This window comes from Pseudomonas sp. LB-090624, from assembly GCF_003205205.1.
Classification (GTDB): domain Bacteria; phylum Pseudomonadota; class Gammaproteobacteria; order Pseudomonadales; family Pseudomonadaceae; genus Aquipseudomonas.
In genome coordinates this window covers 40,623-62,067 of the sequence record NZ_QJRL01000008.1, presented here as the reverse complement: position 1 = coordinate 62,067, position 21,445 = coordinate 40,623, and the positions used below count along the sequence as shown (strand labels likewise).

Genomic DNA, 21,445 nt, shown 5'->3' with positions numbered 1-21,445 from the left:
GCCCGCTTTCACAGGAACCCACACATTTTAGAGCTTGTGGGTCACTTGTGGGAGTGGGTGCGGCCGCGAAGAGGCCTGCGCATGCAGTGTTCATCCACCGGCAGCCCTACGCGGCTGCCGTTGTCGTTATAATCCCCGCCATTCCGTACATCCCACAGGTTTCATGCTCTTGGACATCATCGACCCCGTCGCCACCGAATCCGCGGCCGAAGGCTACTCTCGCATCGCCCTGGGCGTGGAATACAAAGGCGCGCGCTACCGCGGCTGGCAGCGCCAGGCCAGTGGGGTGCCAAGTGTCCAGCAGGCCCTGGAAAAAGCCCTGTCCACGGTCGCCAACGAGCCGATCTCGGTCATCTGCGCCGGTCGCACCGATGCGGGTGTGCACGGTTGCGGCCAGGTCGTGCACTTCGACACCCGCGCCGTGCGTGACGAGCGTGCCTGGACCATGGGCACCAACTTCAACCTGCCGCACGACATCAGCGTAGTCTGGTCGCGGCCGATGCCGGCCGATTTCCACGCACGCTTCAAGGCCTGCGCCCGGCGCTACCGCTACGTCATCTACAACGACCCGATCCGCCCGGCCCACCTGGCCGAGGAAGTGACCTGGAACCACCGCCCGCTGGACGTCGAACGCATGGCCGAGGCAGCGCAGTTCCTGCTCGGTACCCACGACTTCAGCGCCTTCCGCGCCAGCCAGTGCCAGGCCAAATCGCCGATCAAGCACATCTACCACCTGCGCGTTACCCGCCATGGCCAGATGATCGTGCTGGACGTGCGCGCCACCGCCTTCCTGCACCACATGGTGCGTAACATTGCCGGCGTGCTGATGGCCATCGGCGCTGGCGAGCGCCCGGTGACCTGGGCCCGCGAAGTGCTGGAAGGGCGCAACCGAAGCGAGGGGGGCGTTACCGCGCATCCCTATGGCCTGTACCTGGTGCAGGTGGAGTACCCCGAAGCGTTCGCCCTGCCCAAGCGTTACATCGGCCCACACTTTTTGAGCGGTTACGAAGCGTTGGCAGACTGACGGGCGAAAAGCCATTTGCTAACATCCGGCCTTTGACCGTAATAACCAGGGTTTGCGTGCCATGAGCAATGTTCGCAGCAAGATCTGCGGGATCACCCGCATCGAAGACGCACTGGCCGCTGTCGAAGCGGGTGCCGATGCCATCGGCTTCGTCTTCTATGCCAAGAGCCCGCGTGCCGTGGACGTGCGCCAGGCGCGGGCAATCATTGCCGAGTTGCCGCCGTTCGTGACCACGGTCGGGTTGTTCGTCAATGCCTCGCGCTGCGAGCTGAACGAGATCCTCGAAGCGGTTCCGCTGGACCTGCTACAGTTCCACGGCGACGAAACCCCGCAGGACTGCGAAGGTTACCACCGCCCCTGGATCAAGGCCCTGCGGGTGCGCCCGGGCGACGACCTGGAGGCGGCCTGCAAGCTCTACGCCGGGGCTCGTGGCATTTTGCTGGACACCTATGTGGCAGGCGTGCCCGGGGGAACCGGCGAGGCGTTCGACTGGTCTCTGGTGCCGGCGCGCCTGAGCAAGCCGATCATCCTCGCCGGTGGTCTGTCGGCCGACAACGTCGCCCAGGCCATTGCCCAGGTGCGGCCTTATGGCGTGGATGTCAGCGGTGGCGTCGAGCAAGCCAAGGGCATCAAGGACGCGGCGAAGATCGAGGCCTTCATGCGTGCGGTGAAACAGGCGTGATAGCGGATGTGACGGCTGGCTGCGCGCCATCGTCCATAGCTTTCGCAGCCCTGCGGGGCAGCTGCCTGTGCCTGTGGCAGCAATACAACACATTAACGGTGGAGTGGTGCGCGGGAAGCCCCGGCAGCCGGTCCATCATCGTTTCATAAGATTTTGAGCTCAAGGGCAGGGCAGGGTCGGCGCTAACGGCCCCCGCCTGCCAATACTGGAGAAAGAAAGCATGAGCAACTGGTTAGTCGACAAACTGATCCCTTCGATCATGCGTTCCGAGGTGAAGAAGAGCTCGGTGCCTGAGGGCCTGTGGCACAAGTGCCCGTCCTGCGAGGCCGTGCTGTATCGTCCGGAGCTGGAAAAAACCCTGGATGTCTGCCCCAAGTGCAACCACCACATGCGCATCGGCGCACGTGCGCGCATCGACATCTTCCTCGACGCCGAAGGCCGTGCCGAGCTGGGCGCCGACCTCGAGCCGGTCGACCGCCTGAAATTCCGTGACGGCAAGAAGTACAAGGATCGCCTGGTTGGCGCGCAGAAGCAGACCGGCGAAAAAGACGCGCTGATTTCCATGAGCGGCACCCTGATGGGCATGCCAATCGTGGTCAGCGCCTTCGAATTCTCGTTCATGGGCGGCTCCATGGGTGCCATCGTCGGCGAGCGCTTCGTACGCGCGGCCAACTACGCCCTGGAGCACCGCTGCCCGATGGTCTGCTTCTCCGCCTCGGGCGGTGCGCGCATGCAGGAAGCGCTGATCTCGCTGATGCAGATGGCCAAGACCTCGGCTGTGCTGGCGCGCCTGCGCGAAGAAGGCATCCCGTTCATCTCGGTGCTGACCGACCCGGTGTATGGCGGTGTTTCCGCCAGCTTGGCCATGCTCGGCGACGTCATCGTCGGTGAGCCCAAAGCCCTGATCGGCTTCGCCGGCCCGCGGGTGATCGAGCAGACCGTCCGCGAGAAGCTGCCTGAAGGCTTCCAGCGCAGCGAATTCCTGCTGGAGCACGGCGCCATCGACTTGATCATCTCCCGTGGCGAACTGCGCCCGCGCCTGGCCCGCCTGCTGGCGCAGATGACCGGCCAGGACACTCCGGAGCAAGCGCGTGAGGCGGCTGCCGTCGCGTGATGAAACAACGATCCCTGGGCGAATGGCTCGCCTACCTCGAGCAGTTGCACCCCTCGGCTATCGACATGGGCCTGGAGCGGTCGCAGAAGGTGCTTGCCCGCCTGGCGCTGGGCAAGCTGGCGCCGCGCGTGGTCACCGTTACCGGCACCAATGGCAAGGGTTCGACCTGCGCCTTTGTGGCCTCGTTGCTGCGCGCCCAGGGGCTCAAGGTCGGCGTTTACAGCTCGCCGCACCTGTTGCGTTACAACGAGCGGGTGCTGATCGATGGCCAGGAGGCCAGTGATGAGCGCCTTTGCCAAGCCTTCGCTGCCGTCGAGGCGGCGCGGGGCGATATTTCCCTGACCTACTTCGAGATGGGCACGCTGGCCGCGTTCTGGTTGTTCTACCAGTCACAGCTGGACGCCGTAGTGCTGGAAGTAGGCCTTGGTGGCCGCCTGGACACCGTGAACGTGGTGGATGCCGACCTGGCCCTGGTGACCAGCATCGGCGTCGACCATGTCGATTACCTGGGCGATACCCGCGAGCTGGTAGCCTTCGAAAAGGCCGGGATCTTCCGCCAGGGCAAACCGGCCCTGTGCGGCGACCTCGATCCGCCACAACCGTTGCTGGACAAGGCCGCCGAGCTGGGCGCGCCGCTGTTCCTGCGTGGGCGTGACTTCGATCTGGTCCGCACCGAGGGCGGCTGGAGCTGGCGCGGTACGGCGGCGGATGGTGCGCCGGTAGCGCTTCATGGCCTGCCACTGCTCGACTTGCCCATGGAAAACGCCACGCTGGCCCTGCAGGCCTACCTGTTGATGGGCCTGCCGTGGGATGCCGCGCAGGTACGCCAGGCGTTGCTGGATACCCGCATTACCGGGCGCCTCGACCGCCGCCAGCTGAGCTGGCATGGCAAGCCGGTAGAACTGCTGCTGGATGTCGGGCACAACCCGCATGCCGCCGAGTATCTGGCCCGGCGCCTGGCTGCCCGACCGCCGAAGGGGCGCCGCCTGGCGGTATTCGGCCTGCTCGCCGACAAGGACCTCGACGGCGTTGTGGCGCCGCTGCAGGAGCTGGTCGACGACTGGGCGGTGGCGCCGCTGGATACCCCGCGTAGCCGCCCGGCTGCAGAACTGGCCGCAGCCTTGACGAACCTCGGCGCGGCGGTGAAGTCTTATGCCAGTGTCGGCGCCGCCCTTGAGGGGCAATGTGCGCAGGCGACGGCGGATGACCAGATCCTGCTGTTCGGTTCGTTTTTCTGTGTCGCCCAGGCGCTGGAATGGCTGGAGCGGCACGCCCAGGAGGGTGGAGTAGATGGCAGTGCTGGATAAAGGGATGAAACAGCGCATGGTGGGTGCGCTGGTGCTGGTGGCGCTGGCGGTGATTTTCCTGCCGATGCTGTTCACCCGCGAGGACGAGATGCGCCAGGTGCGCGTCGACGCCCCGCAGGCACCGGCCATGCCCAGCCTGCCGGAAGTGAAGGTGGAGCCGGTTGCTGTGCCGGAGCCGCAGGCCATTCCGGAAGAGCCCCAGCAGGCACCGGTTGTGGTCAACGAGTCGACTACCCCGGCCAGCGTGCCCAGCCAGCCGATTGCACCGTCGCCGCAGACCCAGGCGCAGGCCCAGCCGGCCAAGCCGCAAGCGCCTGCTCCTGCGCCCAAGGTCGAGGCCAAGCCCGCTGCAACGCCAGCCCCGGCCGCACCATCGAAGATCGACGTCAATGGTTTGCCAGTCAGCTGGTCGATCCAGTTGGCCAGCCTGTCCAACCGCGCCGGTGCCGAAAAACTGCAGCAGACCCTGCGGACCCAGGGTTACAACGCCTATATCCGTTCGGCAGGTGGCATGAACCGGGTGTATGTGGGGCCGTTGATCGAACGCGCCGAGGCCGAGCGCGTGCGTGACGCGATCAACCGCCAGAACAGCCTCAAGGGCTTTGTGGTGCGCTTCCAGCCCGAGCGCAGCTGATCAAGCTGGGCGGCTTTGCCGCCCATCGCCGGCACACCGACGCCTGCCTGGGGCGCATTGGCCCCAGGCCCTGTGCAAACCCTGAAAGCACAGCGGCCATGCCCGGAATCCCAACGCTTGCGCGATCCCCGTGGCAGCTGGCTTGCCGGCGATGAACCAAACGCAAAACCAGCTGACATTCCGCTTACCCAAGCCCCTGCCGCTCTGGTAAAATGCGCCGCCTCAAACGTCTGCAGGCAGCACCGTGGCATTTACCTTGGTTGATTGGGCGATCATCGCGATCATCGCCGTCTCCACACTGATCAGTCTCAAGCGCGGCTTCGTCAAGGAAGCCTTGTCCTTGCTCATCTGGATCATTGCCGGTGCGGTTGCCTGGATGTTCGGCGGTTCACTCTCGGTGTATCTTGAGAGCTATATCCAGACCCCATCGATGCGCATCATCGCGGGCTGCGCCATTCTATTCGTCGCCACCTTGCTGGTGGGGGCCATGGTCAACTTCCTTGTCGGCGAGCTGATCCGTGTGACCGGGCTGTCCGGCACCGATCGTTTCCTGGGCATGGCCTTCGGTGCCGCGCGCGGGGCCTTGCTGGTAGTGGTGGCCATAGGCCTGATCAGCCTGGGGCCGGTTCAACAAGACACCTGGTGGCAGGAATCTCGCCTGATACCACAGTTTCTCCTGGTCGCCGACTGGTCGAAAAACCTGATCCTGGGTTTCACCGGCCAGTGGTCGCCCGGTGGGCTGATCAGCGCTCCGGCTGATCTTCCGTTCAAGGAACAGTTGCTCGGGCCAGCAAAGCCCTGAGCGCTATTCACTCAAGTTTTGTCAAAGTAGGGGTTGCGTCGCATGTGTGGCATCGTCGGTATCGTCGGTAAGTCGAACGTCAATCAGGCGCTGTATGACGCGCTTACGGTCCTCCAGCACCGCGGCCAGGACGCTGCCGGTATCGTGACCAGCCATGACGGCCGGTTGTTCCTGCGCAAGGATAATGGCCTGGTGCGCGATGTCTTCCAGCAGCGCCACATGCAACGCCTGGTCGGCAGCATCGGCATCGGCCACGTGCGCTACCCGACTGCGGGCAGTTCCACATCGGCCGAGGCCCAGCCGTTCTACGTCAACTCGCCGTATGGCATCACCCTGGCGCACAACGGCAACCTGACCAACGTCGAGCAGTTGGCCAAGGAGATCTACGAGTCCGATCTGCGCCACGTCAACACCAACTCCGACTCGGAAGTGCTGCTGAACGTATTCGCCCATGAGCTGGCGGTACGCGGCAAGCTGCAGCCGACCGAAGAAGACGTGTTCGCCGCCGTTTCCCATGTGCACAGCCGCTGTGTGGGTGGTTACGCCGTGGTGGCGATGATCACCGGGTATGGCATCGTCGGCTTCCGTGACCCCCACGGTATCCGCCCAGTGGTGTTCGGCCAGCGTCACACCGACGAAGGCGTTGAGTACATGATCGCCTCGGAAAGCGTGGCCCTGGACGTACTCGGCTTCACCCTGATCCGCGACCTGGCACCGGGCGAAGCGGTGTACATCACCGAAGAAGGCCAGCTGTTCACCAAGCAGTGTGCCGAAGCCCCGACGCTGCAGCCATGCATCTTCGAACACGTCTACCTGGCCCGTCCGGACTCGATCATCGACGGTATCTCGGTGTACAAGGCCCGTCTGCGCATGGGTGAAAAACTCGCCGACAAGATCATGCGCGAGCGCCCCGAGCACGATATCGACGTGGTCATCCCGATCCCGGATACCAGCCGCACCGCCGCGCTGGAACTGGCCAACCGCCTGGGCGTGAAGTTCCGCGAAGGCTTCGTCAAGAACCGCTACATCGGCCGGACCTTCATCATGCCTGGCCAGGCCGCGCGGAAGAAATCGGTACGCCAGAAGCTCAACGCCATCGAGCTGGAATTCCGCGGCAAGAACGTGATGCTGGTGGACGACTCGATCGTGCGCGGCACCACCTGCAAGCAGATCATCCAGATGGCCCGCGAAGCTGGCGCCAAGAACGTCTACTTCTGCTCCGCAGCCCCGGCAGTACGCTACCCCAACGTCTACGGCATCGACATGCCGAGTGTTCACGAACTGATCGCCCACAACCGTACCACCGAACAGGTGGCCGAGTTGATCGGCGCCGACTGGCTGGTCTATCAGGACCTGCCAGACCTGATCGACTCGGTCGGGGGCGGCAAAATCAAGATCGAGCACTTCGATTGCGCCGTGTTCAACGGTGAGTACGTCACCGGCGATATCGACGAAGCCTACCTCGACCGTATCGAGCAGGCCCGTAATGACCTGGCCAAGGTCAAGAACCAGGCCGTCAGCGCGATCATCGACCTCTACAACAACTGATTCAGGGAGCGACGGCATGACGGATCAATGGGATGCCGGTCGACTGGACAGCGACCTCGAGGGTGTCGGTTTCGACACCCTGGCGGTGCGCGCCGGTCAAAACCGTACACCAGAGGGTGAGCACAGCGAAGCGCTGTTCCTGACCTCGAGCTATGTGTTCCGCACGGCGGCCGACGCCGCTGCGCGCTTTGCCGGTGAAACGCCGGGCAACGTCTATTCGCGCTACACCAACCCCTCTGTGCGTGCCTTCGAGGAACGCCTGGCGGCCATGGAAGGGGCCGAACAGGCCGTGGGCACGTCCACCGGCATGGCGGCAATCCTCGCCGTGGTCATGTCGCTCTGCAGCGCGGGTGACCATGTGCTGGTATCGCAGAGCGTGTTCGGTTCGACCATCAGCCTGTTCGAGAAGTACTTCAAGCGTTTTGGGCTGCAGGTGGACTATGTGCCCCTGGTCGACCTGGCTGGCTGGGAACAGGCCATCAAGGCCAATACCAAGCTGCTGATCGTCGAGTCACCGTCCAACCCGCTGGCCGAGCTGGTCGATATCACCGCCCTCAGCGAGATCGCCCATGCCAACGGTGCCATGCTGGTGGTGGACAACTGCTTCAGCACCCCGGCACTGCAGCAGCCGCTGAAACTGGGGGCCGACATCGTGTTCCACTCGGCCACCAAGTTCATCGACGGCCAGGGCCGTTGCATGGGCGGCGTGGTTGCCGGCCGTGCCGAGCAGATGAAAGAAGTGGTGGGCTTCCTGCGCACCGCAGGCCCGACCCTCAGCCCGTTCAACGCCTGGATCTTCACCAAGGGCCTCGAAACTCTGCGCCTGCGCATGCGTGCACACTGTGAAAGCGCCCAGGCCCTGGCTGAGTGGCTGGAGCAGCAGGACGGCGTGGAGAAGGTGCACTACGCCGGCCTGCCAAGCCACCCGCAGCACGAACTGGCCAAACGCCAGATGAGTGGCTTTGGTGCGGTGGTCAGCTTTGAGGTGAAGGGCGGCAAAGAGGGCGCCTGGCGCTTCATCGATGCCACCCGGGTGATTTCCATCACTACCAACCTGGGTGACAGCAAGACGACCATCGCCCACCCGGCCACCACCTCCCACGGCCGCCTGTCGCCGCAGGAGCGTGCCGCCGCGGGTATCCGCGACAGCTTGATCCGCGTTGCCGTGGGCCTGGAAGACGTGGCCGACCTGCAGGCGGACCTGGCGCGCGGTCTGGCAGCACTGTGATCGAAATCAGCGGCAGCCCCCCGGGCCACAATGGCCGGGTAGCCCTGGTAACCGGTGCCGCGCGCGGCATCGGCCTGGGTATTGCCGCATGGTTGATCTGTGAAGGCTGGCAGGTGGTGCTCAGCGACCTTGATCGCCAGCGCGGCGCCAAGGTGGCCAAGGCCCTCGGTGACAACGCCTGGTTCATCACCATGGACGTTGCCGATGAGGCTCAGGTCAGCGCCGGGGTGTCCGAAGTGCTCGGGCAGTTTGGCCGGCTGGATGCGCTGGTGTGCAACGCGGCAATCGCGAACCCGCACAACCAGACGCTGGAAAGCCTGAGCCTGGTGCAGTGGAACCGGGTACTGGCGGTCAACCTCAACGGCCCGATGTTGCTGGCCAAGCACTGTGCGCCTTACCTGCGTGCGCACAACGGGGCGATCGTCAACCTGACCTCTACCCGGGCGCGCCAGTCCGAGCCGGACACCGAGGCTTACGCGGCGAGCAAAGGCGGGCTGGTGGCCTTGACCCATGCCTTGGCCATGAGCCTTGGCCCGGAGATCCGCGTCAATGCGGTGAGCCCGGGCTGGATCGACGCCCGCGACCCGTCGCAGCGTCGTGCCGAGCCACTGACCGAAGCCGAGCATGCCCAGCACCCGACGGGGAGGGTAGGCACGGTGGAGGATGTGGCTGCCATGGTGGCCTGGCTGCTGTCGCGCCAAGCAGCCTTCGTCACCGGCCAGGAGTTCGTGGTCGATGGCGGCATGACCCGCAAGATGATCTACACCTGAGCACCTTATCTGATCTGTGGCGGACTCTTCGCAGGTAAACCTGTTCCTGCCAAGGCAAATGCCCAACTTTGGGAGCGGGGTTATCCGCGAAGAGGCCGGCGCAGGCAATCACATCACGTTGTCTTTTTGAAAAAAATTCAATGGGGCTATTGACTTAGCTTCACCACCTGCGTAGATTTCGCGGCCTCAGCGAAGCAAACGCAACAAGCAACATCGCGAGGGTGATTAGCTCAGCCGGGAGAGCATCTGCCTTACAAGCAGAGGGTCGGCGGTTCGATCCCGTCATCACCCACCACTTCCTGAGATGTTCCTGCCGCTTCAGGTTTTGCAAAAAGCCTCAAGCCAGAGAGGAACGCACTGCGCAGCGGTAGTTCAGTCGGTTAGAATACCGGCCTGTCACGCCGGGGGTCGCGGGTTCGAGTCCCGTCCGCTGCGCCATTTTTCAGTAACAGATGGGTGCCTGGCACCGGTCTGAGGCCACAAGGTTAACGCCTTTGGCTGATCCCAGTTTCAATCGGGCGCAAGCCTGAACGATACGCAGCGGTAGTTCAGTCGGTTAGAATACCGGCCTGTCACGCCGGGGGTCGCGGGTTCGAGTCCCGTCCGCTGCGCCATCTTCGTTTCAAGGTCCCTAGAACACCTTGAAGCAAACACAAGAGAAGCGATCACGTCATCGCTTTTTTTGTGCCTGCCCTGAGGCCATCGCGCCGGAAGGGTAGACCCAGGTTTCAATCGGGCGCAAGCCTGAATGATACGCAGCGGTAGTTCAGTCGGTTAGAATACCGGCCTGTCACGCCGGGGGTCGCGGGTTCGAGTCCCGTCCGCTGCGCCATCTTCGCCTCAAGGCCCCATGAACGCCTTGGAGCAACGTCAAAGCGACCTTCGGGTCGCTTTTTTCGTTGTGGTGCCTGGCCATTGCCTGCCTTTACCCACATTTACACCAAGTTGACAGGTTCTTCACCGACCAGTGGTTCCAGTGCCTGCCTGCTGTGTTGCACAATAGGCACCTTCTCGACATACCCGGAATTCGCAATGACCAGATCTTCCGTCTTTGGTGCGCTCGGGCTGGCCCTGGTGCTGGCGGGCGTGACCGGTTGTTCCTCAAAAAAAGCTGCCGTCTACGAGCACGAGAATTTCGATGACTCGGGCACCTTCTCGCGCAGCTTCCCGGTGAGCGATGCCGGTTCGTGCGAGGCCGCACGGCGCGCTTTGCTCAGCCAGGGTTACATCATCACCAGCAGCGGCGCCAACCAGGTGGTGGGCAACAAGAGCTTCCAGCAGAACAGCGAGAACCACCTGCAGATCAGCTTCAACGTTACCTGTGCGCCGGATGTCAGCGACGACCAGCGCTCGACCATGTTCGCCAACGCCCTTCAGGATCGCTACGCGTTGAAGAAGTCCAACACCTCCGCCAGCCTCGGTGTGGGTGTGCTCGGTTCGGTGTCGATGCCGATTGGTTCCAGTGACGATTCGATGGTCAAGGTGGCCAGTGAGACGGTGACGGCGGCGCAGTTCTATGATCGCTACTTTGCCTTGGTGGAGAGCTACCTGCCCAAGCCAAAACCGAAGCAGCCCAAGGCCCAAGCCGAGGTACCCAAGGTTGAAAAGCCAGCGGTTGACCTGGGTTTGCCGGAACAGGCCGCGGCGAAGCCGTTGGCACCGCCGGTTGAGGTCGCGCCTGCGCCTGCGGCGGCTGCTCCGAGCAGTGAGGCAGTGGCGGCGCCGGTGGTGGATGACAGCCAAGGGTCGCAACCAGTGGCTCCGCCGGTGGAGGCTGCACCGATCCAGGTGCAGCAGGATACCCAGCCCGCCGAGGCCGCGTCGCCCGATTTATGATGGGCGCCTGGGTGTGGCGGAAGGTGTAACCGGAATCTGCTCGTCAAGTATCGATCGGAGCATCGCCCGTTCGACCTCGTTTGGCACGACCCCAGTTGTTCGTGCAGTCATAACGAGTTCTCCACCTTGGTTCTGCACCTTAATATCTGCCTCAGCCCGACCGCTTTCGTCAATGCTGAGGATCCTCCACTCGCAGGTCAACGCTTCTCCTGGATAAACAGGGCGCTTGAATCCAAAGCTCATTGACGCGGCTAGCCAGCCGAGCTGACCTCCAATCTCGGTTACTAAACTGGCTGTCAATAAACCGTGAGCGATCGTTCCTTTAAAGCCTCTGGCTTTGGCATAGTCAGGATGGGAATGTATGGGGTTTTGATCCCTTGATATTTGTTCGAAGCTTGCAACTTCGGCATGGGTGAAGGTGCGTTTTATGCTGAAGGTATCCCCTACCTGAAGGCCTTCAACCGCCTTGCGACGTATTTCGCTCATGACTCACCCCTTTTTCAGAAAGTGTGCGCTGGGCCAGGGAAATTCCCCCCCGCTACATCTTCGGCAAACGCCTGCGCAGCATCGATCAAAACCTGACGCATGTTGGCGTATTGCTTGACGAACCGAGGTAGTGGGGTGCTCCGCAGGCCTGCCATATCCTGCCAGACCAAAACCTGTGCATCGCAACCATTGCCTGCTCCAATTCCCACTGTGGGAATAGAGACAGCCTGACTAATTTCGGTCGCCAAGGCACCAGGCACCATCTCGATCAGTAAGGCGAAAGCACCTGCTTGCTCGAATGCTTTGGCCGCTTCAAGGAGCCTTAGAGCGTCCTGACCTTTGCCTTGTACGCGATAGCCGCCAAGGTGATGTTCGGCCTGAGGGGTGAAGCCGATGTGAGCCATCACGGGGATTCCCGAACTGACCAGCTTCTGCACCTGAGGCAGCATCTCGATGCCGCCCTCCAGTTTCACGGCATGGGCGCCACCTTCCTTCATGAAGCGAACGGCTGTGTTGAAGCACTGCTCTGGGGTGCCTTGGTATGAGCCAAATGGCAAATCAGCAATGACCAATGCTCGCTCGCAGCTCTTTGAGACGGCTCGCACCAATGGCAACAACTCATCAATGGTCACTGAAAGAGTGGAGTCATAGCCGTACACATTATTGGCTGCAGAGTCGCCGACCAGAAGCACCGGGATGCCTGCCGCCTCAAAAATCGACGCGGTTAACATATCGTAGGCGGTCAACATCGCCCATTTTTCCCCCCGTTCCTTCATTTCACGGAGATGAGGAATTCGGACCCGTCGTGATCGACGGGTAGCGTAGGGTGCATTGGATTGATCAGGCATTTTATTGCTCACGATAGGGTGATGATTCGTTCGGCTGCAAGCACCACGGCGATCACTATCATTGCTGCTCCCGAAAAGCGACTGACCATGATGGCAGCGCTTGGACGCGTTCCAAGCACGGCACGAGCGCCGTAACCCACAGTGAGGTACACGACGCCGCAACTGAGGGCATGGACCATCCCCAGTGCCAGAATCTGGATCGAAACGGGCCAGTTGCCCAGCGGATTGGTGAACTGGGGTAGCAGTGCGAGAAAGAGCAGAACGACTTTGGGGTTCATGCCGCTCACACACAGTCCCTTGAGTGCCCAAGCCATCCAGTTGCCTTCATTGGATTCTGCTTCTTGAACTCGAGCAGCGGGTTTAAGCAACATATTCAAGCCAAGCCACAGCAGATAGCCGGCACCCATCAGTGTAAGCGCCGACAGTGCGAATGGCACTCGAACAAGCAATCCACCGACACCTGCGGCCACGATGACGGTCGCCAGAAGGTGCCCTGACAGCATTCCGGCTACCGCTGGTATAACAACTCGGCCGCGCAAGCCTGCAGATATTGCATAAGCCCAATCAACTCCTGGTGTGATGACGAAGAGAAATGAAACAGCCCAAAACGCTGCCAGAACGGACAAACTCACGATCAATTTTCCTTCAGAGTGAAAATGAGCAGGCCACAGGCTGGGTCTGCTGCGATAGAAGGATAAGTAAAATCGGGTGGTATTATCTTTCAAAGTGAGTCGAATACTGGATTAAGCGTGGGAGGTTTTTCTGAGTGGACCGGATAGACAAGAAGATTCTTGCTGAGCTACAGCGCGATGGGCGCCAGTCGCTGACTGAGCTGGCCGAGAGAGTAGGATTGAGCCTCTCGCCGTGCCATCGTCGTGTCCGCGCGCTAGAGGAGGGAGGTGTCATCACCGGATACCGGGCTCATCTGTGCGCGACTGCCCTCGGCCTGAATTTCTCCTCACTTGTATTTGTGACATTGCGAGAGGGGCACCACCAGGCAGTGGCTGACTTTGAAAGGGCGTTGCCAGGTATTCCATCCATCATTCAGGCACAACGCTTATTCGGTGATCCCGACTACCTGCTGATGGTAGTAACAGCTGATCTGCCTGCTTTTCGAGAGCTCTATGATGAAGAGCTCTCCAGGCTGCCGAATGTTCAGAGGCTGACGTCAACGTTGGTGATGAAGCATGTGATCACCGACCGCCCCCTGCCTTTGGGGGCGTGAGGAGAGGGCGTCGCTGGTCTCCCCGTACGCTACTTCACACCTTTGGCCTCATGGGCAGCTTTCAAGCGGCTCACATGATCCAAGTGCGAGCGAAGGAATTCGGCAGCCTGTTCGCGTTGGCCAGACTCAATCAGGTCCAGCAATTCGATGTGCTCGCGGCATTGTTGAATCAACCGCGGTCTGTCGACGTTGGACTTATAAGCCATGAAGCGGCGCAGCTGGTTTTGCCGGCGGATGGATTCAAGGAAGAACGGATTGCCCGAACACCGCACGATCAGTTCATGCAACTGCGCGCCGATCTGGAACAGTTGCGAACGAGACAGCGTAAAAATCTCGCCTTCCAGCAGCGTTTGCTGTGTCTTGCGTGCTTTAGCGAAAGCGGCTTTGTCTACCACATAGCCAGGTTCGAGGAGGGCAGCCGGTTCAACAGCCATGCGAAATCGGTAGCTCTGTATGTGCGCTTCGGAGTCGTGGAGAAAAGCATTGATGCTCCAGCCCTGGCCAGGGTTCCGTTCGATCATGCCCTCCCGAGCCAGCCGGTTGAGAACTTTAATGATCTGACCCCGCGGTACAGCGTACTTGCGCATCAGCTCAGCTTCGAAGAAGGATGCTCCGATGTCGCCCGCCAACACGTCGTCGACTACCCGCAGGTAGAAGTCTTCGAAAGAATCAACCTCCAATGGCAGTTTTCCGGTATCGACACTGCGTGCATCGCAGGTCAGGAAAAACCCTCGGTTAGGCTCTTTGACGGCCAGTCCCAGCTCTTCAAGAAGCGCAAAACCACGACGGATGGGGGATCGGGAAACGCCCAATTCCTTTGCGAAAGCTTCTTCTCTAAGCGGATCACCGGCTCGCATCGAGCGTGCGCGAGCCATATCCAGGATCTTGGGTGCCAACTGGTTGGCAAGGTCTTTACGGATCGGAGAGGTCAAGGTGGTCAAGGTGCGTATCCAGCGATAGCTGCCCGGCTGGGTGAGGTCGATGCTCACTATATCGTATAGCTGAAGGTTGCGGAGCGTAACAGTCATTCGATGCAGGCAACCCGGATGTGATATTGCACTTGCAATTTCCAAAATGCAGTAGCAGAGTGGCAGAGGCCTGTCCGCAGGTTCGCCGTTCAGGGGCTCTAATCACGTGGGTTGCCTGTACAATTGCTCAGGATTGTATTCCTGATCAATGAAGTCCAATATCAGGCGTGTTTTTCTCGCTAGCTGCTCCCTACAAAAAACACAAAAGGAGTAAGGTTTATGTCCAAACGCATCGCTTACGTCACGGCCGGCATGGGCGGCTTAGGTACTGCTATTTGCCAGCGTCTTTATCGTGACGGTTTTACCGTAGTGGTCGGCTGTGGACCCTCTTCGCCGCATAAAGCTGATTGGCTTGCCGAGCAGCATCGAAAGGGGTTCGACTTCATTGCCTCTGAAGGCAACGTCGCTGACTGGGACTCTTGCACTGCCACCTTTGACCGTATCAAGAAAGAAGTCGGTCCTATCGATGTGCTGGTCAACAATGCCGGCACAGCCTGCAATGTGGTATTTCGCGACATGCAGCCCGGGGATTGGGCAACTGTCATTGATACCAACCTCAATTCGCTGTTCAACGTGACCAAGCAGGTTATCGATGACATGGCCTCCCGGGGATGGGGCCGAGTGATCAACATTTCATCGGTGAACGCGCAGATCGGCCAGGTCGGCCAAGTCAATTATTCCACCGCCAAATCAGCCATCCGCGGCTTTACCCGCGCCTTGGCCCGTGAAGTAGGGTCGCGGGGCGTGACCGTGAATACGGTATCGCCAGGCTTTATTTCCACTCCCAAGCTCAAGTCCGTGACCAGTACCGCCATGATGGATCGCTTGATCCACGACATTCCTGCACGGCGGCTTGGCACTCCCGAAGAAATTGCAGCCATTTGTGGCTGGCTGGCATCCGAAGAGTCAGGGTACGCAAACGGAGCTGACTTCTCGGTCAATGGCGGCTTGCACATGAGCTGACGGTTCGCCGTCTGTGACCTTGATGCGCCGAAAGAGCGCTGACCCACAACAATAATTGTATTTCAAGTCAAGGTGATACAAATGCTGTCATTTCTTGGATACGGCATGATCGTGACCTTCATGGCCCTGATCATGACCAAACGGCTGTCACCCCTGGTGGCCATGACCACCGTACCGATCGTCTTCGCGTTGATTGCCGGCTTCGGGCCGGACATGGGCGACATGATGATCGAGGGCCTGCGCAAGGTCGCGCCGACTGCGATCATGGTGATGTTCGCCATCCTCTACTTCGGCCTGATGTTCGACACTGGGCTGTTCGACCCAATCATCAAGAAGTTCATCAAGCTGATTGGCGGGGACCCGATGAAAGCGGTGGTGTTCGCCGCGCTGCTGGCAGGTCTGGTGTCGCTGGACGGTGACGGCTCGACCACCTACATGATCACGGTCACTGCGATGCTACCGTTGTTCAAGCGGATGAGGCTGGACCCTCTGGCACTGACCTGCGTGGTAATTCTGGCTGCCAGTGTGACCAACCTGCTGCCATGGGGCGGACCATTGGCACGGGCAGCGGCCTCGCTGCAAGTGGAGACTTCCGAGCTCTTCCTGCCATTGATCCCGACGCTGATCATCAGTTTCCTGGGTGTCATGCTGCTAGCCTGGTTCATTGGTACCCGCGAACGTCAGCGCCTGGGACGCTTGCCGCAATCGCTGGGAGCAGCGGCCACGGTATTCGATGACGCTGATAACGAGGCTACGCCTTCACTGTCGGAAGAAAACGCCGAACTGCGTCGACCCAAATTGTTCTGGCTCAATGCGGGCCTGACTATCGCGCTGATGACTGGCCTAGTGCTGGAGATTCTGCCGCTGGCGATCCTGTTCATGGTGGCGTTCTCGATTGCGCTGGTAATCAACTACCCGCACATGCAAGACCAGCGCCGGCGTATCTCCGCGCATGCGCCCACGGCCTTGAACCAGATCGCGATTTTCCTGGCTGCCGGTATCCTGGCGGGCATTCTATCGGGGACCGGCATGGTCGATGCAATGTCCAAGAGCTTCCTGAGCATGCTGCCGGCGGAATGGGGCCCTTATATGGCACCTATCACTGCACTGGCGAGCATTCCAGGCACGTTCTTCATGTCTAACGATGCCTTCTACTACGGTGTATTGCCTGTGCTGGCCAAGGCCGCCGAGGTCTATGGCATCACCCACGCCGAGATCGGTCGGGCTTCGTTGGTCGGGCAACCGGTGCACTTGCTCAGCCCGTTGGTGGCATCGACTTACCTGCTGTGTGGGTTGGCCGGGGTCGAGTTCAGTGACCATCAGAAGTACACCCTGAAGTGGGCCTTTGCCCTGTGCATGCTGATCATGGTCGTGGCCATGGCGTTTGGCTTGTTCCCTTGGAGTGCAGGCTGACGTTCATTATGGAATGCCGGTGCGGTCAATAACCGCACCGGCTACTTCTCTCCCTGCGGTTCTCCGTACATCGCAACAGCCCTAGCGTTAGATCCCTCATACCCTTCGATGCGTGGCGACCTCAGGCAGATCTTGCGGGCCGGGGCGCCACCGCCGTGACTAACACATCCGATCAATCCCAAGCCCGTGGTTGGCCCTCCTTCTAGCGAAGCTGTGGGCAATGCAATTGCACCCATTTGAAATCCTGACCCAGCGTGCGGGGGCAGGTGCAAGCGTAAGCAACAGCAGTCGACATCGGATAACGTGTGCCACTACTCGGTACTTCGCCGTCGTGGGACAGGCTTTCAGCTTGATTCAAACGCATTGGGGCCGCATAAGCGGCCCCAATCTGTAGTACAAGGAAGGTGCTCAGTCGGCTTTTGCCAGGTTACCTTCACCTGCCTCATCCTGAGCTTTTTCACGGCGGGTTCGCATACGGATGTTCAAAGCTTCCACTGCCAGCGAGAACGCCATTGCGAAGTAGACATAGCCCTTGGGTACATGCACGTCGAAAGACTCTGCGATCAGCACGGTACCGACCACGACCAGGAAGGACAGCGCCAGCATCTTCAGGCTTGGATGGCGCTCGATGAACGCGCTGATAGTGCCGGCGGCCATCATCATCACCATCACCGCGACGATGATCGCGGCAACCATCACGGGCACATTCGAAACCATGCCCACGGCAGTGATGACCGAGTCGAGCGAGAAGACGATATCGATGATGGCAATTTGAATGATCGTGGCGATGAATCCGCGTCCGACACCTGGGGCGTCGGAGGCTTGTTCTTCTTCACCTTCCAGGCTTTGGAACATTTCAGTACTGCTCTTGTACAGCAGGAACAACCCGCCGAAAAACAGAATCAGGTCTCGCCCGGAAATGCCTTGGCCAAAGACTTCGAACAGGTCGCGGGTGAGCCCCATGATCCAGGTGATCGAAAGCAGCAGCAAGATGCGCGTGACCATCGCCAGCGCCAGCCCGAAAAAGCGGGTGCGCGCACGCATATGCGGCGGCATGCGGCCGACGAGAATGGCGATCATGATGATATTGTCAATGCCAAGGACGATTTCCAGGGCGGTCAGGGTGAAGAAGGCGACCCAGATTTCTGGGCTGGTAAGCCATTCCATATCAATTACCTATCAGTGTCTAAGCCCTGCAGTCAGGCTGCGCAGGCGGGAATAAAAAGGAGGCGGTCCCGTTGGGGACCGCCTCAAAGACGCGCAGTAGCGTCACCGTGGAGCACGTCATCGATGGCAAGGCAGGGTGACCAGACCACTCCCAGCCCATCCATGACCTGATGGTCCCCTGAAGACCGATCAGTTGGTAAGCAACGAATGACCTTCCATCTGTGCCGGTAGTGGGAGATTCATCAATTGCAAAAGCGTGGGGGCTATGTCGCACAGCCTGCCGTCGCGCAAGCCTGTATTAGCTACGTGACGGCCCACCAGAATCAGCGGCACCGGGTTCAATGTGTGAGATGTGTGGGACTGCCCGGAGTCGGGATCGGTCATCTGTTCAACATTGCCGTGGTCGGCGGTGATCAGGCACTGTCCACCGACCTTCAAAATCGCTTCGACTACGTTAGCAAGGCAGTTGTCGAGGGCCTCGACGGCCTTTACTGCCGCGTCGAACGATCCGGTGTGTCCGACCATGTCGCCATTGGCGTAATTGCACACTACCAAGTCAAAACGTTCGCTTTCGATCGCTTCGACCAGGCGCTCGGTCAGTTCTGGCGCACTCATCTGCGGTTGAAGGTCATACGAGGCCACGGCGGGCGAGGGGATCAGGATGCGCTCTTCGCCGGGAAAAGGCTGTTCGCGCCCGCCATTGAAGAAGAATGTTACATGGGCATACTTCTCCGTCTCGGCGATACGCAATTGTCGCTTGCCCAGACCCGCCAGGTATTCGCCCAGGCTGTTGACGATGCTTTCTGGCCCAAACGCGAAGGGGCAGGGCAGGTCTTCGGCGTACCTGGTCAGTGTCAACAACTGCGGCGCTGGCACTACAAACGGCCGCTCGAAGCCAACGAAATCCGGCATGACCAGCGCCTGGCACAATTGCCGTGCACGATCCGGGCGGAAGTTCATGAACAGAAGTGCATCCTGCGGCTGCAGCGGAACCGGCTCACCGATGATCGTTGCGGCAACGAACTCGTCGCTTTCGCCACGTTCATAGGCCTGTGACAATGCCTCCCTGGCAGAGCTGGCCTGAAACTCGGCCTGCCCCTGAACCATAGCGCGGTAGGCACTCTCGATCCTCGGCCAACGATTGTCGCGGTCCAGCGCAAAATAGCGTCCGACCAGCGTAGCGATACGCCCACGGCCTGACTGTGCAAGCGCTGCCTCCAGTGCCTCGATCGATTCACTAGCGCTTTTCGGCGGCGTATCTCGGCCATCGAGGTAGGCATGTACATAAAACCGCTCGACGCCCAACTCCGCCAAGGTCTTGCAGGCTGCAGTGATCTGCTCGATGTGGCTGTGGACACCGCCGGGCGACAGCAGCCCCATGACATGGACCGCGCCGTCACGCTCTACCGCCTGGTCGACCAGTGACCTCAGGGCAGCATTGCGAGCGAAGTCCCCGTCGGCAATAGCCTTGTCGATGCGGGTAAGGCTTTGATACACGACCCGTCCGGCGCCCAGGTTCATGTGCCCCACCTCAGAGTTGCCCATCTGGCCTTCGGGCAGGCCAACGGCCAAGCCCGAGGTCGCGATCTGACTATTTGGGTAGTGCGTCAGTAGTGAGTCCAGGTTCGGCGTGCGGGCCGCTGCCAAGGCATTGGACTCGCTGGCCTCACGCAGGCCGATGCCGTCCAGGATGATCAATGCACGGGTGCTCATCGCCGGGCCCTCAGAAGATATAGTCGGTCGTGAGGAAGCTCGACTCACGATTACGAATGATCTTGCTGATCAGTTCTTTGTTGCTGCCTTGGAACTTGGTGGCAACCAGGGTGCGGATGGAGAACACACGCAGCGCATCGTGAACCGACAAGGTACCTTCAGCGCTGTTTTTACGGCCGTTGAACGGATAGTTGTCCGGGCCGCGCTGGCACTGGGCATTGATGTTGATGCGACCCACCTGGTTGGCGAAGGCATCGACCAGACGACCCACCTCTGCACTGTCATTACCGAAGATGCTCAATTGCTGGCCGTAGTCAGAGTCCAGAACATAGTCGATAACCGTTTTCAGATCGCGATAAGGCACTACCGGCACCACGGGGCCAAACTGCTCTTCGTGATAGACGCGCATCTCGCGGCTGACTGGGAAGAGCACCGCCGGGAAGAAGAACGAGCCGCGGACATCGCCCCCCCCTTCGTTGACCACTTGGGCGCCCTTGGCTTTAGCATCAGCGACAAGGGTGGCGAGGTAGTCGGTCTTGCCCGGTTCCGGCAGTGGCGTGAGCGAAACACCCGGCTCCCAAGGCATGCCCGGCTTGAGCGCGGCAACCTTGCGATTGAATTTATCAAGGAATGCCTCTACCACATCCTCATGTACGAAGAGGATCTTCAGTGCGGTGCAGCGCTGGCCATTGAAGGACAGTGCGCCGGTAACCGCCTCTTCCACGGCATTGTCCAGATCTACCTGGGGCAGCACGATGCCCGGGTTCTTGGCGTCCAGGCCGAGCGCAGCGCGCAGGCGGTGCGGGCGTGGGTGCAGTTTCTTCAAATCGCTGGCAGCCTTGTGGGTGCCAATGAAGGCAAACACGTCGATCTTGCCGCTGGCCATCAGTGCGCTCACGGTCTCGCGGCCGCTACCGTATATCACGTTGATGACACCAGCCGGGAAGCTGTCGCGGAAGGCTTCGAGCAGAGGGCGAATCAGCAGCACACCGAACTTGGCCGGTTTGAATACCACAGTGTTACCCATGATCAGCGCGGGGATCAGGGTGGTGAAAGTCTCGTTGAGCGGATAGTTGTAGGGGCCCATGCACAGCGTCACGCCCAGCGGTACTCGGCGGATTTGGCCAAGTGTGCCTTGTTCAAGCTCGAATCGGCTTGAGCGACGGTCGAGGTCTTTAAGAGCGTTGATGGTGTCGACTATGTAATCGCAGGTGCGGTCGAATTCTTTTTCAGAGTCCTTCAGGTTCTTGCCGATCTCCCACATCAGCAACTTGACGACGGCCTCGCGCTGCTTGCGCATGCTGGCCAGGAAAGTTTCGACATGCTGGATGCGTTCAGCCACGCGCATCGTCGGCCAGGTACCTTGGCCATTGTCATAAGCCTTGACCGCTGCATCGAGGGCGACCAGCGCGGTGGTGGCATCGAGCAGCGGCGCGCTGCCCAGCATGACTTGCTGCTCGCCCGTTGCGCTGGCCAGGTAGACCGGGCTGCGCACTGTGGCCACTGGACCGTCCCAGTGGTGTAACTGGCCGTCTACCAGGTACTCACGCTGTTCGATCGGGTCGCCCAGACGGTAGGCCTCCGGGACTTGCTCGGCGGTGGGGAAGAGGGTGCTGAGGGGGGCAATCGAATTCATGCTTTTACCTTTCTTGTGTTT

General features: G+C 60.6%; 20 protein-coding genes and 4 tRNA genes. 17 read left to right on the top strand and 7 right to left on the bottom strand.

What is annotated here, in order from left to right:
* Positions 1-163: 163 nt before the first annotated feature.
* From truA to DMX11_RS10605, 14 genes are all read left to right on the top strand, one after another.
* The gene (gene truA / locus DMX11_RS10670; RefSeq protein ID WP_110744508.1) at positions 164-1,024 is read left to right on the top strand and encodes a tRNA pseudouridine(38-40) synthase TruA; all 861 of its coding nucleotides are present in this window, start codon (positions 164-166) and stop codon (positions 1,022-1,024) included.
* A gap of 61 nt (positions 1,025-1,085) precedes the next feature.
* Complete coding sequence (locus DMX11_RS10665) at positions 1,086-1,706, top strand: phosphoribosylanthranilate isomerase (RefSeq protein ID WP_110744507.1); 621 nt, start codon at positions 1,086-1,088, stop codon at positions 1,704-1,706.
* 220 nt (positions 1,707-1,926) lie between these two features.
* Positions 1,927-2,820: an acetyl-CoA carboxylase, carboxyltransferase subunit beta gene (gene accD / locus DMX11_RS10660; protein ID WP_110744506.1), complete on the top strand. Its 894-nt coding sequence runs from the start codon at positions 1,927-1,929 to the stop codon at positions 2,818-2,820.
* A complete protein-coding gene (folC, locus tag DMX11_RS10655) occupies positions 2,820-4,127 on the top strand; it encodes a bifunctional tetrahydrofolate synthase/dihydrofolate synthase (protein WP_110744505.1) in 1,308 nt (435 codons plus the stop codon). Before accD ends, folC begins: the two co-directional genes overlap by 1 nt.
* Positions 4,111-4,761, top strand: a complete 651-nt coding sequence (locus DMX11_RS10650; protein WP_110744504.1) for an SPOR domain-containing protein — start codon at positions 4,111-4,113, stop codon at positions 4,759-4,761. Before folC ends, DMX11_RS10650 begins: the two co-directional genes overlap by 17 nt.
* A 244-nt stretch (positions 4,762-5,005) precedes the next feature.
* Positions 5,006-5,563, top strand: coding sequence for a CvpA family protein (locus DMX11_RS10645; RefSeq protein WP_110744503.1), 558 nt, complete (start codon positions 5,006-5,008; stop codon positions 5,561-5,563).
* A gap of 42 nt (positions 5,564-5,605) precedes the next feature.
* Positions 5,606-7,111: an amidophosphoribosyltransferase gene (gene purF / locus DMX11_RS10640; RefSeq protein WP_110744502.1), complete on the top strand. Its 1,506-nt coding sequence runs from the start codon at positions 5,606-5,608 to the stop codon at positions 7,109-7,111.
* A 16-nt stretch (positions 7,112-7,127) separates the two neighbouring features.
* Positions 7,128-8,339: an O-succinylhomoserine sulfhydrylase gene (locus DMX11_RS10635; RefSeq protein ID WP_110744501.1), complete on the top strand. Its 1,212-nt coding sequence runs from the start codon at positions 7,128-7,130 to the stop codon at positions 8,337-8,339.
* Positions 8,336-9,109 (top strand): SDR family oxidoreductase, encoded by a 774-nt coding sequence (locus tag DMX11_RS10630; protein ID WP_110744500.1) that lies wholly within the window; start codon positions 8,336-8,338, stop codon positions 9,107-9,109. The genes DMX11_RS10635 and DMX11_RS10630 overlap by 4 nt, the downstream gene beginning before the upstream one ends.
* 219 nt (positions 9,110-9,328) lie before the next feature.
* Positions 9,329-9,404 (top strand) — tRNA-Val (locus DMX11_RS10625).
* Positions 9,405-9,470: 66 nt separating this feature from the next.
* Positions 9,471-9,547: transfer RNA gene (locus DMX11_RS10620), tRNA-Asp, on the top strand.
* Positions 9,548-9,646: 99 nt separating this feature from the next.
* A tRNA-Asp gene (locus tag DMX11_RS10615) sits at positions 9,647-9,723 on the top strand.
* 141 nt (positions 9,724-9,864) lie between these two features.
* Positions 9,865-9,941 (top strand) — tRNA-Asp (locus tag DMX11_RS10610).
* A 200-nt stretch (positions 9,942-10,141) separates the two neighbouring features.
* On the top strand, positions 10,142-10,945 hold the full coding sequence (locus tag DMX11_RS10605) for a DUF2242 domain-containing protein (protein ID WP_110744499.1): 804 nt from the start codon (positions 10,142-10,144) through the stop codon (positions 10,943-10,945).
* On the opposite strand, the gene DMX11_RS10600 is transcribed toward DMX11_RS10605, so the two are convergent.
* From DMX11_RS10600 to DMX11_RS10590, 3 genes are read right to left on the bottom strand one after another with little or no spacing between them, the layout of a single operon-like run.
* Positions 10,940-11,431, bottom strand: a complete 492-nt coding sequence (locus DMX11_RS10600) for a MaoC family dehydratase (RefSeq protein ID WP_110744498.1) — start codon at positions 11,429-11,431, stop codon at positions 10,940-10,942. The genes DMX11_RS10605 and DMX11_RS10600 overlap by 6 nt on opposite strands.
* Positions 11,432-11,445: 14 nt before the next feature.
* Positions 11,446-12,279 (bottom strand): 3-methyl-2-oxobutanoate hydroxymethyltransferase, encoded by an 834-nt coding sequence (panB, locus tag DMX11_RS10595; protein WP_110744497.1) that lies wholly within the window; start codon positions 12,277-12,279, stop codon positions 11,446-11,448.
* An 8-nt stretch (positions 12,280-12,287) separates the two neighbouring features.
* Positions 12,288-12,911: a LysE family translocator gene (locus tag DMX11_RS10590; protein ID WP_110744496.1), complete on the bottom strand. Its 624-nt coding sequence runs from the start codon at positions 12,909-12,911 to the stop codon at positions 12,288-12,290.
* 134 nt (positions 12,912-13,045) lie between these two features.
* Between DMX11_RS10590 and DMX11_RS10585 the strand changes: the two genes are divergently transcribed.
* Positions 13,046-13,504, top strand: a complete 459-nt coding sequence (locus DMX11_RS10585) for an Lrp/AsnC family transcriptional regulator (RefSeq protein WP_110744495.1) — start codon at positions 13,046-13,048, stop codon at positions 13,502-13,504.
* A 29-nt stretch (positions 13,505-13,533) separates the two neighbouring features.
* Here the strand turns inward: DMX11_RS10585 and DMX11_RS10580 are convergent, their stop codons facing one another.
* Positions 13,534-14,436, bottom strand: coding sequence for a GntR family transcriptional regulator (locus tag DMX11_RS10580; protein ID WP_256590591.1), 903 nt, complete (start codon positions 14,434-14,436; stop codon positions 13,534-13,536).
* 315 nt (positions 14,437-14,751) lie between these two features.
* On the opposite strand from DMX11_RS10580, the gene phbB reads away from it, so the two are divergent.
* Together phbB and DMX11_RS10570 are read left to right on the top strand one after the other, a co-directional pair.
* Entirely contained in the window at positions 14,752-15,495 is a 744-nt protein-coding gene (phbB, locus tag DMX11_RS10575) for an acetoacetyl-CoA reductase (RefSeq protein WP_110744493.1), read from the top strand.
* Between the two features lie 81 nt (positions 15,496-15,576).
* Positions 15,577-16,908: a CitMHS family transporter gene (locus tag DMX11_RS10570; protein WP_110744492.1), complete on the top strand. Its 1,332-nt coding sequence runs from the start codon at positions 15,577-15,579 to the stop codon at positions 16,906-16,908.
* Between the two features lie 408 nt (positions 16,909-17,316).
* Here the strand turns inward: DMX11_RS10570 and DMX11_RS10565 are convergent, their stop codons facing one another.
* The 3 genes from DMX11_RS10565 to DMX11_RS10555 all read right to left on the bottom strand — a co-directional run bounded on the left by DMX11_RS10565 (position 17,317) and on the right by DMX11_RS10555 (position 21,424).
* Complete coding sequence (locus tag DMX11_RS10565; RefSeq protein WP_110744491.1) at positions 17,317-18,075, bottom strand: TerC family protein; 759 nt, start codon at positions 18,073-18,075, stop codon at positions 17,317-17,319.
* 189 nt (positions 18,076-18,264) lie between these two features.
* Positions 18,265-19,788 (bottom strand): 2,3-bisphosphoglycerate-independent phosphoglycerate mutase, encoded by a 1,524-nt coding sequence (gpmI, locus tag DMX11_RS10560; RefSeq protein WP_110744490.1) that lies wholly within the window; start codon positions 19,786-19,788, stop codon positions 18,265-18,267.
* A 10-nt stretch (positions 19,789-19,798) separates the two neighbouring features.
* Positions 19,799-21,424: an NADP-dependent glyceraldehyde-3-phosphate dehydrogenase gene (locus DMX11_RS10555; RefSeq protein ID WP_110744489.1), complete on the bottom strand. Its 1,626-nt coding sequence runs from the start codon at positions 21,422-21,424 to the stop codon at positions 19,799-19,801.
* Positions 21,425-21,445: the final 21 nt, after the last annotated feature.